Here is a 16,062-nt window from a genome sequence, read left to right on the forward strand (position 1 = left end):
AAATTACGTGAAATACTACCTTTATTTTTATATTTGATAATGGAGAATAATTTCATTTGATTATATATAAATTATTTTGTTTTTTGTGGAAATAAAAAATAATGAGAATTTTAATTGATATAATAAATCATGTAATATATATAGCATTTCTTATTAAACAGATAAGCAAAGAAATTATATGTTTATCTAATAGGAAATACTGTGAAAAGTAAAGGAGAGTTAGGATGAAATATTTTAATTGTAGTAGAAAAGGATTAAAGTTATTGTTAGTGCTTTCTATGGTTTATGGTAGTTTGACATCGATTAGGGCAGTAGAGAATATAGAAATGTTGACACCAGTTATGTCGGTAACATTTGATGATGAAAATGCTAATGATGTTTCAGGAAATAATAATCATGGTGATGTCGTTGGTGATGTAGAATATGTTGATGGAGTAAAGGGAAAAGCTATTCATATTCAAAATGGTGATGTGGCATATTCATCAAAGACAGCAAAACAATATGTAAACTTTAACAAACCTGCTGATTTACAATTTGGTACAGATGATTTTTCTATTGTTTTTTGGTATAAAGGAAATAGTACTAGATTTACAGATGGAGGGGTAGTTAGTAATAAAAGCTGGTCTACTGGTTCAAATGTTGGGTTTATTGTAGTTGAATATAATAGTAAACTTACTTTAAATTTTACAGCAAATGGTTCAAGTCGTGATGATACTGATGATGCTCCTATCACTAATGATCATACTTGGCACCATATAGCAGCTGTTTTTGATCGTAGTGATAAAATGTCTTTTTATATAGATGGTGAAGAATTTTCAGCTTCAGATATAAGTTCACAAGTAGGAAGAAGTATCGATGCTTATGATTTTATTTTAGGCGCTGATGGTTTAAAACAATATGGTATAGAGGATGCTGTAATTGATGAATTACAAGTATATAGGGGAGTATTATCTAAAACTCAAATTTCTGATATGTGTGAGCCTTATATCTTAGAAACAAAAATATCAGACTTAAGAAATAAAATTACAGAATATGAACAAGCAATAAATGATATGAATATTGTTCAAGAAAAAAAAGATACATTCATTACAGTTATTAATGAGGTTAAAGCTGAGTTAGAAATTGTTACAAGTTTACAGGAAATAAAAGAATTAGATGAAAAATTACAAAAAGCATATAGTGATTTTGGAAAACCAGCAGATGGTAAGTTGGAATTTGTTGTAGTAACCGATACACATGTACAGTCTAGTGCAAGCAGTACTAGTACTCAAATTTATGATGCAGGTTTAAATAAGATTGTTACAACAATGCCAAACGCTAAAGCAGTTGTTAACTGCGGTGACTTTACAAGTGATGGTGCGGATAGTGAGTTTGCAAGATATTATAATATTATTGATAAATATGATGAAAATTTACAGTTTGTCAATGCATTAGGAAATCATGATGTACGCTGGACATCTCAAGGATGGGATGGAGTTTATAATCGTTATATGTCATATAATCAAAAGTATATGGGTGATACAGATAAAGTATATTATGATACATGGATAGGTGAAGGCGATGACAAATACCATTTTGTTGTTATAAATACAGAATGGGATATTAAGGATTGTTCTTATATTTCGAGTGAACAGTTAGAATGGTTAGACAGAACAATGGCTCAAGGGGCTGAAGATGGTAAACCAATTTTTGTGGCACTTCATGAACCATTAAGAAATACAATTGCATATACAGACAGCTATAATGGTAATTCGGATTATCCATTTGATGAAGGACCACAGGATTTTGCTTTAAAGGAAGTATTAAGAAAATATCCACAAACTATTTTATTTACAGGGCATGTACATAATGGACTTGGAACTAGTGAAATTGTAGAAACTGACTATGGTACATTAGTAGATGTTCCATCTTATGCACTTCCTGAAACAGGAATTCTTCAAAAACAATTAGGTTATTATGTAAGTGTGTATGATGGAAAAGTTCAGTTAAGTATGCATGATTTTGAACATGGTACATGGTTGCCAGCTTATAATTATATAATTGACTTTACAGATGAAGTACCAGCAGGAAAAGTTTTAGATGTTAATTTTGATGATAAAACTGTAAATGATATTTCTGGGAAAAATAATATGGAAAGATTGTTGGAGATGTAGAATTTGTAGATGGAGTAAAAGGTAAAGCAATTCATATTGTAAATGATGAAACAGCTGTAGAAGCAAAACAATATGTAGATTTTGGAAAAGTAGAAGATTTACGTTTTGGAGAAGATGATTTCACAGTTATGTTCTGGTATAAGGGATCAAAAGAAACGGATACAGAAGGAGCAGTCATTTCAAATAAAAACTGGGATTCAGGATCAAATCCAGGATTTGCAATAGGAACATTTACAGATCCAAGACCAGGAATTGGATTAAACTTTGCAGTAGAAGGAAGCAGCAGGAAAGATACAGATCGATATAGTAATGCAATTGATGGAAAGTGGCATCATATAGCAGCGACATTTGATCGTGATGGAATGATGACATTGTATATTGATGGTAAGAAAATAGACAGCACTAATATAAGTGCAGATTTAGGAAAAACAATTGATGTAAATGATTTAAATTTAATTTTAGGAGCAGATGGAAACAAACGTTATCCAGTAAATGACAGTTATATAGATGAATTAAAGATTTATAAAAAAGTCATTGAAGCATATGAAATAGAATCAGTGGTATCGCCATATAAAGTAGAAGCAGGAGAAAATACAGCGACAATAACATGGGAAGCATTAGACAATAAATTCATTCCAGCATATATTTTATTTAACGGAGAAAAACTAATGATTCCTACTGATGCAACAAGTTATGAGATTACAGGATTAGAAGTAAATAAAGAGTACAGTATAGAAATTATTACTAGAGATAAAGTATATACTCGTAATTTAGTGTTTGGACATGAAATAGGATTTAAAACAACAAGAAGAGTTGATTTTGAAACTTTAAATGATGTGATTGCAAAAGTTGAAGCTATTGATAAGGATCAATATACAGTATCTAGTGTAGCTGTTCTAGAAAAGGTATTGACTGAAGCAAAAGCACTTATTAATAATGAAAATACAACTCAAGAAGAAGTAGATGCAGTTATAACAAAACTACAAACAGCAATTGACAGTTTAGTATCAGCAGAAAATATCGAGACTAATAAAACGGCATTAGGTATTGCTATCGAAATGGCTAAAAATGCTGATTTAGAAAATGTCGTACCAGCCGTAGTCAAAGAATTCAATGAAGCTTTAGCGAATGCAAAAGATGTATTTGACAATATTAATGTTACTCAGGATGAAGTAGATAATGCGTTTACTAGATTAGCAAATGCAATGCATATGTTAGAATTCTACAAAGGAAATAAAGAATTATTACAAAAACAAGTAGATCAAATCAATGGATTAGAATCAGATAAATATATCGAATCGTCATGGAATGCAATGTTACCAGTACTAGATAAAGCAAATGGTGTATTGGCAGATGAAAATGCAATGCAGGAAGAAGTAGATGAAGTATATACAGAATTGGTAAAAGTATTTGTAAACTTAAGATTAAAACCAAATAAAGACTTATTAAATGATTTAATTAATAAAGCAAATGGATTAAGTGAAGTAAATTATACAGCAGGATCATGGAAAGTGATGAATGAAGCATTAAGTAATGCAAAAGCAGTATTAGATAATCCAGAAGCAACCAAACAAGAAGTAGCAAATGCAAAAGAAGCTTTAACAAAAGCAATGTCCAGATTAGAAGAAAAAACAACTGATAACAATGTAAATATGGTAAAATCAGGAGATACGACAAGTGTCAAAACTGGAGATGGTGCAAATGTTATTTATTTACTTACAGGATTTATGATTACTGCTTTAGTAATTTTTGAAAATAAAAAATGGAAGATGATTTAGGATTGAAATTACTAGGTAACATTTTATTAAAAATGTTACCTTTTTCTAAACATCATAAAAAGATCAATAGTATAAAATAAATATTGAAAATGTTATAATAGTTTATATGGAATGCAAAAAAAGTTTAAGGCTTTAATTGTATGAATTGTAAAGCGAATAGAGTTTTAGTGTATTCTAAATATTTTATAATAGGTTATGAAAGTTGGGAGATGATGTAAATAAAATATTTTGGCTTATAGATTTAGGGAAAATGAACAATTGAATTCTATGATGTTTTTCTACAATATGTAGTAATGGAGGTAAAAAAATGAAGAGAGGAAAAAAATTTGTAGGAGCATTATTAGCTGCAGTACTTTTGATGAATATGCCTGTTGTTCATGCAAACAGCAATACAGTTAGTGATAATTTTAGAGTTGCATCATTTAATATTGCAGCAGGAAAAAAACCAAATATTGAAGCGATGAATAGTGCTTTAAAACAAGAAAATATTGATGTTGCAGGTGTACAAGAAGTTGATATTAATACGGGACGTAATAATTATGATATGCTTGCAAAGTTCAAAGAATATGAATATTTTACAGACACCCATTTCCAAAAAGCGATAAACTACAGCGGGGGAGAATATGGAATAGGGTTATTAACTCGATATGAATTTAAAGAAAAAACAGGAGCTTCTCTTTCAAATGAAGGAAACTATGAAGCAAGAGCATATGTACGAGGAGTATTTGAAAAAGATGGTAAGGAAGTAGCGATTTATAATACACATTTAACACATGAAAGTCAAAGTTTAAGAGCAAGACAGATGCAGGAAGTGTTAGATGTAATGGATGCAGATCCAACGCCATATAAAATCTTAACAGGGGATTTTAATACAGATCAGTATATTAGTGAAAATTATCCAATGATGAAAAAATATAATTTAGCAAATGGTAAAGATGGAATTTGGCATAATACATATAATCAGGTTGATTCATCTATGAATGTATATTGTATAGATAATGTAGTAACATCAAGAAATATTAAAGTAAATGAAGTGAAGATGGTAGAAACAGGATTATCAGATCATAATATGCTTTATATTGACTGTCAGTTACTTGATCATGAAGAACCATCAAGACAATTATTAGATTGTTTATTAGCTGATGCTAAAGAAATTAAAGAATCTGGATATGAAGCAGTTAGTTATCAAGCATTACAGGAAGCGATTGATGATGTTGAACAATTAGCAGCTAATAGTAGTCAAAATGAAATTGATGCTGCTGTCGTTGTATTAGAAGCAAAGATTTCTGAACTAGAACCATTGAAAACTTTGGAAAATACTTTAATTCCAAAACCAGTTGAAGTATATGAAGTTGATGGTAACTTTACATTAAATGAAGAAACAGTAATTAATGTAAAAGGGAGAACTAGTGAAGAAACAGAAGAACTAGCAGTAACAGCAGAATATGTTGCTTCAAAATTTAGAGCTTCAACAGGTTATTCATTATCAGTAATAAAAGATAATGAAACAGTTGATAACAGCATTGTTTTAATGACTGCAGATAATGAAGAACAAGGGGAAGAGGGCTACACTATTGATACTGCTAACAGTGGTGTTAAAATTGCAGCTAATCAGCCAGCAGGTGTATTTAGAGGAGTACAGACTTTAAGACAGATGTTACCTGCTGATATTGAAAAATCAGAAGTAGTAGAAGATGTAGAATGGAATATTCCAGGATCACATATTGAAGATAAACCAGAGTATGAGTATCGTGGAACAATGCTGGATGTTTCAAGACATTTCTTTTCAGTGGAGGATGTAAAGAAACATATTGATAATATTGCACAATATAAAATGAATAAACTACATCTTCATTTAAGTGATGACCAGGGATGGCGTCTGGAAATCAAAGGTGAAGAATATACAAACCTAACAGATTTAGGAGCTTCAACATCTTGTACCCATAATGGAGAAAGACCAGGATTCTATACACAAGAAGAATTCAAAGAAATCATAAGATATGCACAAGAGAGATATGTAGAAATTATTCCAGAATTTGATATGCCAGGACATGCATGGGCGGCATTGGTTTCATTACCGATGTTAAACAGCACTGAAGATGGAAAACCACATGCAGGAAACTATGACAATACAAAACCATATCAAGGATGGGATGTAGGATGGGCATCATTAGAATGTCGAAATGAAAATACATATAAATTCATAGAAGAAGTAATTAAACAGGTATCAGAGATATCACCGTCAAAATATATGCATATAGGTGGAGATGAAGCACATTCAACATCAAGTGCCGATTACAAATATTTTGTCAACAGAGTAGCAGAAATAGCGCAAAAATATGGAAAAACACCAATTGGGTGGCAAAATTTTGATAATGCAGTAGAGGATAAAGAAGGAACAGTAACACAGTTCTGGTCAACAGGAAGTGCAAAGATGCGCAGTGATATAAAATATATAGCATCACCAGCAGACTATGCATATATAGATATGAAATATGATGATAACTGTGATTTAGGACTACAGTGGGCAGCACAAATATCAATTAAGAGAGGATATGAATGGGATCCAACAAACTATGGAACAAAGGATCAGGTAATAGGAATAGAATGTCCGATGTGGACAGAGACATTATCAAGCTTGGATTCAGTAAATTATCTAGCTTATCCAAGAATATTAGGACATGCAGAAATCGGATGGACAGCAAAAGAGAATAGAAGCTGGGAAGAATATAAACCAAGGTTAATAGCGCATGGAGAAAGATTAGAAAACCAGGGAATTAATTATTATAAAGATGAAACAATTTGGGAAACACTATATGTTCCAGTAAATGCTAATTGGAAACTAGATGAAGGAGAAGGAACAGTAATCAATGATGAAAATGCCTTATATCCAGGAACTATTAATGGTGGAGTAACATGGACAGAAGGAGTCAATGGAAAAGGACTTCAATTTAATGGAAATGGGTATGTTGATTTAGGAATAAGTGATTTACAAGGTAACTGGAGTGCTGGAATGTGGATAAACCGTAGTGCTAACAGTGCAACAAATACAGCCTTGTTATCTGGTAGTCAAGGTGAAATTAAATTAGAACAATGGAAGAATACTCAAAAAGTAGGAATTACAGAATTTGGAGTAGAAGATTACACTTTCAATTATAGTGCACCGATAGGTGAATGGGTTCATCTAGCATTTGTATGTGACGATAGTGAAACAAGCTTGTATGTAAACGGAGAATATCAGGATCGAGTAAACGCAGTAATAAATGGACCAGTGACAAGAATTGGAGCTAACGCAAAATCTGGATTAGCAGATTCTGGTGGTTTATATGGAGCATTGGATGAAGTAAATATCTTTAATAGAGCTTTAACTGCTGATGAAATTAAAGAACTAGCTAAATTGCCAGAAACAGTTTCAAAAACAGAATTACAAGCATTATTTGATGAATTTTTAACGTTTAAAGAAGCCGACTATACAGCAGAGAGCTGGGCACAATTTAAAAACGCTATGGATGAAGTTAAGGTGGTTTTAGATAATGAAGAAGCAACACAAGAAGAAATAGATAATGCAGTTGATAAATTACAGAGTGCAAAAGATTCATTAGTTAAAAATGTAGTTGAAACAAATAAAACAGCATTAGCTATTGCAATAGAAATGGCAGAAAATGCAAGTTTAGAAAATGTAGTACCAGCAGTAGTAGAAGAATTCCGTGCAACATTAGAAAATGCTCAAACTGTTTATGCTAATAGTAATGCAACACAAGAAGAAGTAGATAATGCATTTACTAGATTAGCAAATGCAATGCATATGTTAGAATTCTACAAAGGAAATAAAGAATTATTACAAAAACAAGTAGATCAAATCAATGGATTAGAATCAGATAAATATATCGAATCGTCATGGAATGCAATGTTACCAGTACTAGATAAAGCAAATGGTGTATTGGCAGATGAAAATGCAATGCAGGAAGAAGTAGATGAAGTATATACAGAGTTAGTAAAAGCATTTGTCAATCTACGATTAAAACCAAATAAAGATTTATTACAAGATTTAATCAACAAGGCAAATGGAATAAATAGAGAAAACTACACATCAACATCATTAAAAGCAGTAGATGATGTAATGGTAAAAGCAAATGAAGTATTAAATAATCCAGAAGCAACAAAAGAAGAAGTAGAAACTGCAGTTGCAGCTCTAACAAAAGCATTATCAGGATTAGTAGCTAATCCAATTAATCCATCTGTAGAAACAGTAAAACCAGGAGATACAACAGTAGGTGTAAAAACAGGTGATGATGCATCGTTAGGAATGTTAATGAGTTTAGCAGGATTAAGTGTATTAGGTTTAGTTTATAGTAAAAGAAAAAGTATTTAATAAAATATCAAGAATGAATGTTATGGTTAATCCATAACATTCATTCAGCTTGTTTTTTCTGTTTACTATTAAAGGTTTTTTATATTATTTAATTAGAGGTTTAATAATAAATTTTTAGACAAAACAAAGACAAGTTACTTTTAAGTAACTTGTCTTTGTTATTTTATGATTAAAGGGAGGGGTAGTTTTCTTACTACACTCATATAATAAAACGATTAGGTGAACTCAATGTGAACTATAATATATATTTTTAAATATTTTATTTATAAAAAACTAAGATTGAATCAAATAAAATATATTTTGCTTATTTTCGATCTTTATTATATAATATGATAGGTTTGGAGGTATAAATCATGAATGAAAGCATGTTAGATCGTTTGAAAACAATGGAAAACAGATATGAAGAGTTAGGACATATGCTGATGGATCCTGATATTGGAAGTGATATTAAAAAAATGACAGAAGTTACAAAAGAACAGGCGTCATTGCAAACAGCATATGATTTATATCAGGAGTATAAAGAAATTGAAGCTGGAATTGAAGATGCTAAGGAGTTAGCTAAAGAATCTGATCCAGAAATAAAAGAAATGGCAAAACTTGAATTAGCAGAACTAGAAGAAAAATTTCCAGAAATTATTAAAAAGTTAGAAATTGAGTTAGTCCCAAAAGATCCAAATGATAATAAAGATGTAATTATGGAGATTCGTGGTGCAGCTGGTGGTGATGAAGGTAATATTTTTGCAGGGGACTTATATCGCATGTATGTTAAATATTCTGAATCACAGGGTTGGAAAGTTGAAGTGATGGAAGCAATAGATGCTGAAGCGGGTGGTTATTCATTAATTTCTTTTATGGTTAAAGGTGAAGGTGTATATGGTAAATTAAAATTTGAATCTGGCTCTCATCGTGTTCAACGTGTTCCTAAAACAGAAACTCAGGGACGTGTTCATACTTCTACAGCAACTGTTTTAGTTATGCCAGAGGTTGAAGAAGTGGATGTTGAAATCAATAAAAATGATTTGAGAATTGATACTTATCGTGCTAGTGGAGCAGGTGGTCAACATATTAATAAAACAGATTCAGCTGTAAGAATTACACATATTCCAACTGGTATTGTTGCAGCTAGTCAAGATGGACGTTCACAACATGATAATAAAGATAAAGCAATGAAAGCATTAATTGCTAGAATCTATGACTACTATCAACAGCAGCAAGATGAGCAGGTTGGAAATGAAAGAAAAAGTAAAGTTGGTTCAGGTGATCGAGCAGAAAAAATTAGAACTTATAATTATCCACAAAATCGTGTGACAGATCATCGAATTGGTTTAACGATTCAACAACTAGATCGAATTATTGAAGGTAAACTTGATGATATTATCACTGCTTTAATAAATGAGGATCAACGCTTAAAAATGGAAGGACAACATTAATGTCAACAGTAAAGGAATTAATTAAATTAGCTGAAAGTAAATTAGATGATTTTAATCAGGATGTTAATGTTGCAAAAGTATTATTTTATCATTTAGCTAATAAACAACCTCATGAATTATATTTAATGTATGATGAAGAAGTAGATCAAGAATTAGAAACTAAATTTTTAGCTGGTATGGAAGAATATTATCAAGGGAGACCAATTCAATATATTAAAGGGGTTGAAACATTTTTTGGTCGTGATTTTAAGGTTAATGAGAATGTTTTGATTCCTCGATATGAAACAGAAGAATTGGTTGAAAATATTTTATATCGTATTGATGATTACTTTGTAGACTATGAGAACATTACTCTTTGTGATGTGGGAACAGGTAGTGGAGCAATTGCTACAAGTTTAGCATTAGAAGAGTCACGTTTAAAAGTTTATGCAACTGATATTTCTAGTGAAGCAGTTGAGATAGCTAAAGATAATGCAATGAATCTAGGGGCTAATGTGGAGTTTATGATTGGTGATATGTTGCAACCACTATTAGAAAGAGAAATTAAAGTTGATATTTTTGTTTCTAATCCGCCATATATTCCTCAAGAACAAAAAATTGAGGCAATGGTAAAAGATAATGAGCCTCATATTGCTTTATTTGGTGGAGATGATGGGTTATATTTTTATCGTAAGATTTTTCAAGGAGTAAGAAGTTTGTTGAATGATCGTGCATTATTAGCATTTGAGATGGGTTTTGATCAAAGGAAATTAATGGAGGAAGCTTTACAAAAGTATTTTCCTGATGATTCTTATGAAATTATTAAAGATATTAATGGTAAGGATAGAATGTTATTTATTTACCATAATTTGAAATAGTCATTAAAAAGCTACTTAGATTAAGTAGTTTTTTTAATTAATAATATTTTTTGTAGGTTTAACAGGATGTATTTTATAAAATTAAGAGATATTATTAAAATATAAAAATTTTGAGTATATAATTTTGCTAATCATTGTAGGAAATTACTAATATTTTTATTATATAATTATTATAGATACAAAAAGAAGACTTATTTAATTGAGTGTTTTGTAATGATTTTAAGAGATATTATATTTGTAAATAAAAAAATAAAATAGATGCTATTTGCAAAATTTAAAATCTAATAATTGTGTCTATATATTGGTAATCGTTTTACAACCTTTTTATATCTTTGTAGTTTATTAAATAAACATTTTTATAATTTTTGTTAAATTATATTGGAAAACAAATATTATTTATTTAAATATATTTGATATTAAGAATGGGTAGTAAAAATGTGTGTGAGGAGTGATTGATATAAAGATAAAATTTTAAATAGTTCAAGAATTAAAGAATTATATGAGGAAAGGTGAGTTGAGAATGAAGAAATTTTTATATAAAAGTTTAACAACATTCTTGTCATTAGTTATTGCTTTATCTTTGGTTTCGACACGTGGAATTATGATTGATGCTGCTGAAGATGAATTAGTGAATGTTGCATTAGGTGGCTCAATAAGTGCAACACATCAAAATAATTCTTATCCTGCAAGTAAAGCAATTGATGGCATAATAAATACAAGCAGTTATTGGGATAGTGGTGCTGTTGATATTGATAATGGAGAAAAAGCGTATTTAACATTAGATTTACAAAAGGAATATGACTTAGAAAAAATCGTATTATTTACATATCCTGGGAATTTATGGGCACAAACAACACCACGTCAATATCGTTATACAGTAGAGATTAGCGTTGATAATCAAACTTGGCAAACTGTAGGTGTTAAGACTGAAGGGAATTCTACAGAAATGGGTGATACTTATAATCTTAGCCCTGTTAAGCTAGCTCGTTATGTTAGAGTACAGTTTGATGGAAGTAATTGTATACAAAATAATACTGACAATGAACAGATTATGCATTTATTAGAGTTACAGACTTGGGCTAAGGTAGAGAAAGAACCAGAAGGGGCATTAGAAAATATTGCTAAAGCAGAAGACTTTACTTTAGTTGGGACATCATCAGGATATAGTGAAAGTAGTATTTGTGATGGAAATTTAAATACACTATGGGCAACTGGTTCATGGGATACTGTTCCAACATTTACTTACACAGTACCAAGAGATAATACTAAACCAATTCGTAAAATTTCTTTAGATTTTGAAGGTGGACAACATGCTCCAGATCGAATTGTTGATATTACTTTAGAAGTATTGTATAAAGGAGAAATGGAAAAAGAAATTATTGAAACAAAACAGGCTTTTAGTTTTTTGGATCAATATAATTATGAATTTGAAGGAACAACTGAAATTGATCAAATTTATGTAACATTAAGTAATCCAAAGTTACATTCTGGAAATCAAGTGTTATTTACACCTGCATTTGCTGAAGTAGGAATCTATGTAGATAAAGAAGGTACTGCACCAAATATGAGTAAATTTGTCAATGTAGCACCAAATGCGACTGTAATGCCATTTGAAGGAGCAAATCCAGAAACAGATAGTGCAAGATTAGTTGATAAAGATTATGGTACATTGTTTACTTTTCATAGAGGGGCCTTTTCTGCATTAGAAAACAAAGAAGTTTCTGTTACTTTGGATTTAGGAAAAGAAGATTATGATGTAAATGCATTTGAGATTGCTTTTGAAAAATCTAAATCATTAACAGATACATTTACTTATACATATAGTATTTATACTCAAAAAGTGGGCGATGAAGACTGGACAAAACAAGTTGATCATGCTAAAGCAACTAGACTTGCTGGTGATAATATTAAAACACACTTCGTAGCTGAAAATGATGAAACAATTAAAGTTAATAAAGTAAAAATCGTATTAGATGATATGACAGCTACTGGTTGGCCATCAATGGCTGAATTTAAGATTTTTGCAGTAGAAAAATTAAATATTGATGGAAACATCGCATTTAATAAACCTACTCATACAAATACAAATCAAGCAAATAGTGCAAATATTACAGATGGTAAACCATCATCTAATTGGACAGGTATTTATTATCCTGGATATGTAGATATTGATTTAGAAAAAAATTATAATTTAGATGGATTAAAAGTTTATCTTCCAACAACAGGATATTCACAGTATGATATTTATACAAGTATGAATGGAGAAAATTTTACTAAGATTTATTCTAAAATAGATACTAATTCTACACCAGTTGATGGTGATGTAATTGATTTAAGTAGTATTGAAAATCGTGAAGCTAGAATTGTTAGAGTTTATGTAAATTATCAATCTGGAACATCTACCAATGTTTCTATTAATGAAGTAAAGATTTATGGTGAAGAAAGTGGAACTGAAATTCAAAAATCAGCACCAGTTGAAGTGGTAGATTTTGATGATACTGAGTATGCTGCCACTATTACTAATGATATGGTAATTGAGGAAGTAAAGGGTATTATTACACGTCAAATTGGTGCGGAATATGTAAATTGGTTTAGTTTTGATTTAAATGATAATCCAAATGGAACAGGATATGATTATTTTGATCTTTCTGAAAAAGATGGAAAGATTCATATTGTTGGAAATAATGGTGTTTCTTTAGCAACAGGATTAAATCATTATTTGAAATATTATTTAAATGTAAATATTTCTCAAGTTGGAAATCAAGTTTCAATGCCAAATGAAATTGTTTCATTAAAGGGAAAAACAGTGTATAAAGAAACAAAAATGCCAGTTCGTTATGCATATAACTATTGTACACATTCATATTCAATGCCATTTTGTGGAGAAAAAGAATGGCGTGATGAATTAGACTGGTTAGCATTAAATGGTGTTAATCTTGTATTGGATATGACAGGACAAGAAGAAGTTTGGCGCAGATTCTTAGAAGAAATCGGTTATTCACAAGATGAAGCAAAAGATTTTATTGCAGGACCTGCTTATTATGCATGGGCATATATGGCTAACCTTTCTAATTATGGAGGACCAGTTCATAATACATGGTTTGGTGAAAGAGTTGATTTAGCACGTAAAAATCAGTTTGCAATGCGTAAATTGGGGATGAAACCAATCATGCAAGGATATAGTGGTATGGTACCAACTGATATTGAAGCAAAGGATTCTGATACAAAAGGTTCTGTAATTGCTCAAGGAATATGGAATGGTTTCCAAAGACCATCAATGTTGAAAACTACTGATCCAATCTATAATGAATATGCAAAATTATATTATAAAATTCAAAAAGATGTATTTGGTGATGTAACAAATTATTATGCAACGGATCCATTCCATGAAGGTGGAATTACTGGTGGAATGAATCCTAAAGATATTTCTGAAATTGTATTAGATGAAATGATTGATTTTGATAGTGATGCAGTATGGGTAATCCAGTCATGGCAAGCAAATCCAACTCCAGCATTATTACAAGGAATTGGAGATAGAAAAGAACATGCTTTAATTCTAGATTTATGGGCAGAAAAGGATCCACGTTGGGATGGGAATTCTGTATATGGATATAATTTCCCTGAAGAATTTGGAAATACACCATGGGTATGGTGTTTATTAAACAATTTTGGTGGACGTCCAGGATTAAAAGGATATATGGATGTACTTATCAATGATTTCCCTGCTGCATATAATTCTACAGAACATATGGCAGGTATTGGAATTACCCCAGAAGCTTCTTATAATAATCCAGTAATTTATGATTTATTCTTTGAATTAATTTGGGTGGATGATGCAACAAAACCATTAGAAAAGATTGATAAAGATATTTGGATCAATGATTATATTACAAGACGTTATGGAGCTGCAAGTGACTCTGCAAAACAAGCATGGGATATTTTGATGGAAACAGTGTATAATTCACAAATAAATAATAATGGTGAAGGTCCAGTATGTTCAGTAGTTAATGCAAGACCAGGATTAGATATAAATAATGTATCATGTTGTGATAGCACATTGATTAAGTATGATAAAGTGAAACTTGAAGAAGCAGTAGCTTTATTATTGGAAGATTATGATTTATTTTCAGGAAGTGAAGGATATCGATATGATTTAGCTAGCGTATTACTTCAAGTATTAGCAAATACAGCACAAGAATATCAGAAGAAAATGTCAAGTGCGTATCGAGCTGATGATTTAGAGTCTTTTGAAAAGTATGCAACTATTTTTATGGAAATTATTGATGAAACTGATTTAATTGCCTCTACTCAAGAGACTACAATGGTTGGGACTTGGATTGAACAAGCTAAAGCTTTAGCTAAAAATGCTGACGAATTTTCAAAAGAACTATATGAGTTTAATGCTCGTTCATTAATCACTACTTGGGGAAGTAAATATCAAGCTAATTCATTGCATGATTATTCTAATAGACAATGGTCAGGATTGACAACAGATTTATATAAGAAACGCTGGCAGTTATGGATTGATGAAAGAGTAAAAGAATTAAAAGGTGAAGAAGCTACAACTATTGATTGGTTTGAAGTAGAATGGCAATGGGCTAATAGTAACAATGAGTATTCAACAGTACCAGCTGTATTGGATATGAAAGCAGAAACACAAAATATTTTAACTAAATATTCAATGATTAATATACCTAAATCTCCAGCTGAGGATAATTCAAGAGATTTAAAAATTGATAATTGGGAAGTAACTGCTGGTAGTGAACAATCTCAGACAGGATCTGAGGGTCCAGCAACTAATTTGATCGATAATAATGCTTCTACAATCTGGCATTCTGTATGGAGTGGAACAGATATGAGCAATATCTGGGTAAATATTCATATGCCTAAAGCAGCATTAGTAGATGGTCTACGTTATCAACCACGTTCAAATGGTGGTAATGGAACAATTACAGGATATATAATTGAAGTAAGTTTGAATAATGGTGAAACATATCATGAGGTAACATCAGGTACTTGGGCTGGCAATAGTGAATGGAAAATTGCAACATTTATTCAAGAAGAAATCACAGATATTCGTTTAAAGGTTACGAGTGCTAAATCAGATTCTTCAAGTAAAAATTTTGGTTCAGGGGCAGAAATACGTTTAACTGGTCCAGTAGATAAAAACCAGTTAGAAAATTTAATTAATAAAGCAAATAATATAGATTTAAGTCTGTATACAAAGGAAACAGCAGATATTTTAACAGAAGCTTTAATACAAGCACAAAATATAGTAAATAATGAAGATGCTTTACAAGCAGAAGTAGATAAAGTAATTCAAGCATTAACAAATGCAATTGATGGATTAGAAATCAAAACAGATTCTACTGTAAGCAAAGCAGCATTACAAATTGCAGTTGAAATGGCAGGTAATGTAACAGAAGAACAATTAGATAAAGTAGTACCAGCAGTAGTAACTGAATTCAATGC

General features: G+C 30.8%; 6 protein-coding genes. All 6 read left to right on the plus strand.

The annotated features are described in order from the left end of the window. Nucleotides 1-224 precede the first annotated feature (224 nt). Nucleotides 225-2,153, plus strand: coding sequence for a LamG-like jellyroll fold domain-containing protein (locus BMW96_RS07420; RefSeq protein WP_092354046.1), 1,929 nt, complete (start codon nucleotides 225-227; stop codon nucleotides 2,151-2,153). Nucleotides 2,154-2,188: 35 nt separating this feature from the next. Next, nucleotides 2,189-3,931, plus strand: coding sequence for a LamG-like jellyroll fold domain-containing protein (locus BMW96_RS07425; protein WP_244881283.1), 1,743 nt, complete (start codon nucleotides 2,189-2,191; stop codon nucleotides 3,929-3,931). Between the two features lie 307 nt (nucleotides 3,932-4,238). Further along, on the plus strand, nucleotides 4,239-8,303 hold the full coding sequence (locus BMW96_RS07430) for a family 20 glycosylhydrolase (protein WP_092354050.1): 4,065 nt from the start codon (nucleotides 4,239-4,241) through the stop codon (nucleotides 8,301-8,303). Nucleotides 8,304-8,656: 353 nt separating this feature from the next. Next, nucleotides 8,657-9,733: a peptide chain release factor 1 gene (gene prfA, locus BMW96_RS07435; protein ID WP_092354052.1), complete on the plus strand. Its 1,077-nt coding sequence runs from the start codon at nucleotides 8,657-8,659 to the stop codon at nucleotides 9,731-9,733. Continuing rightward, on the plus strand, nucleotides 9,733-10,590 hold the full coding sequence (prmC, locus tag BMW96_RS07440) for a peptide chain release factor N(5)-glutamine methyltransferase (protein ID WP_092354054.1): 858 nt from the start codon (nucleotides 9,733-9,735) through the stop codon (nucleotides 10,588-10,590). Before prfA ends, prmC begins: the two co-directional genes overlap by 1 nt. 520 nt (nucleotides 10,591-11,110) lie before the next feature. Further along, nucleotides 11,111-16,062 (plus strand): alpha-N-acetylglucosaminidase TIM-barrel domain-containing protein (locus BMW96_RS07445; protein ID WP_092354056.1); only part of this gene is annotated, 4,952 nt, incomplete at its 3' end.

The sequence above is a fragment of the Thomasclavelia cocleata genome, assembly GCF_900102365.1.
GTDB lineage: Bacteria > Bacillota_I > Bacilli_A > Erysipelotrichales > Coprobacillaceae > Thomasclavelia > Thomasclavelia cocleata.

Bases quoted from the DNA above. Each gene is read 5' to 3' on its own strand.
- prmC (WP_092354054.1), top strand. From the start codon at position 9,733: ATGTCAACAGTAAAGGAATTAATTAAATTAGCTGAAAGTAAATTAGAT.
- BMW96_RS07430 (WP_092354050.1), top strand. From the start codon at position 4,239: ATGAAGAGAGGAAAAAAATTTGTAGGAGCATTATTAGCTGCAGTACTT.
- BMW96_RS07420 (WP_092354046.1), top strand. From the start codon at position 225: ATGAAATATTTTAATTGTAGTAGAAAAGGATTAAAGTTATTGTTAGTG.
- prfA (WP_092354052.1), top strand. From the start codon at position 8,657: ATGAATGAAAGCATGTTAGATCGTTTGAAAACAATGGAAAACAGATAT.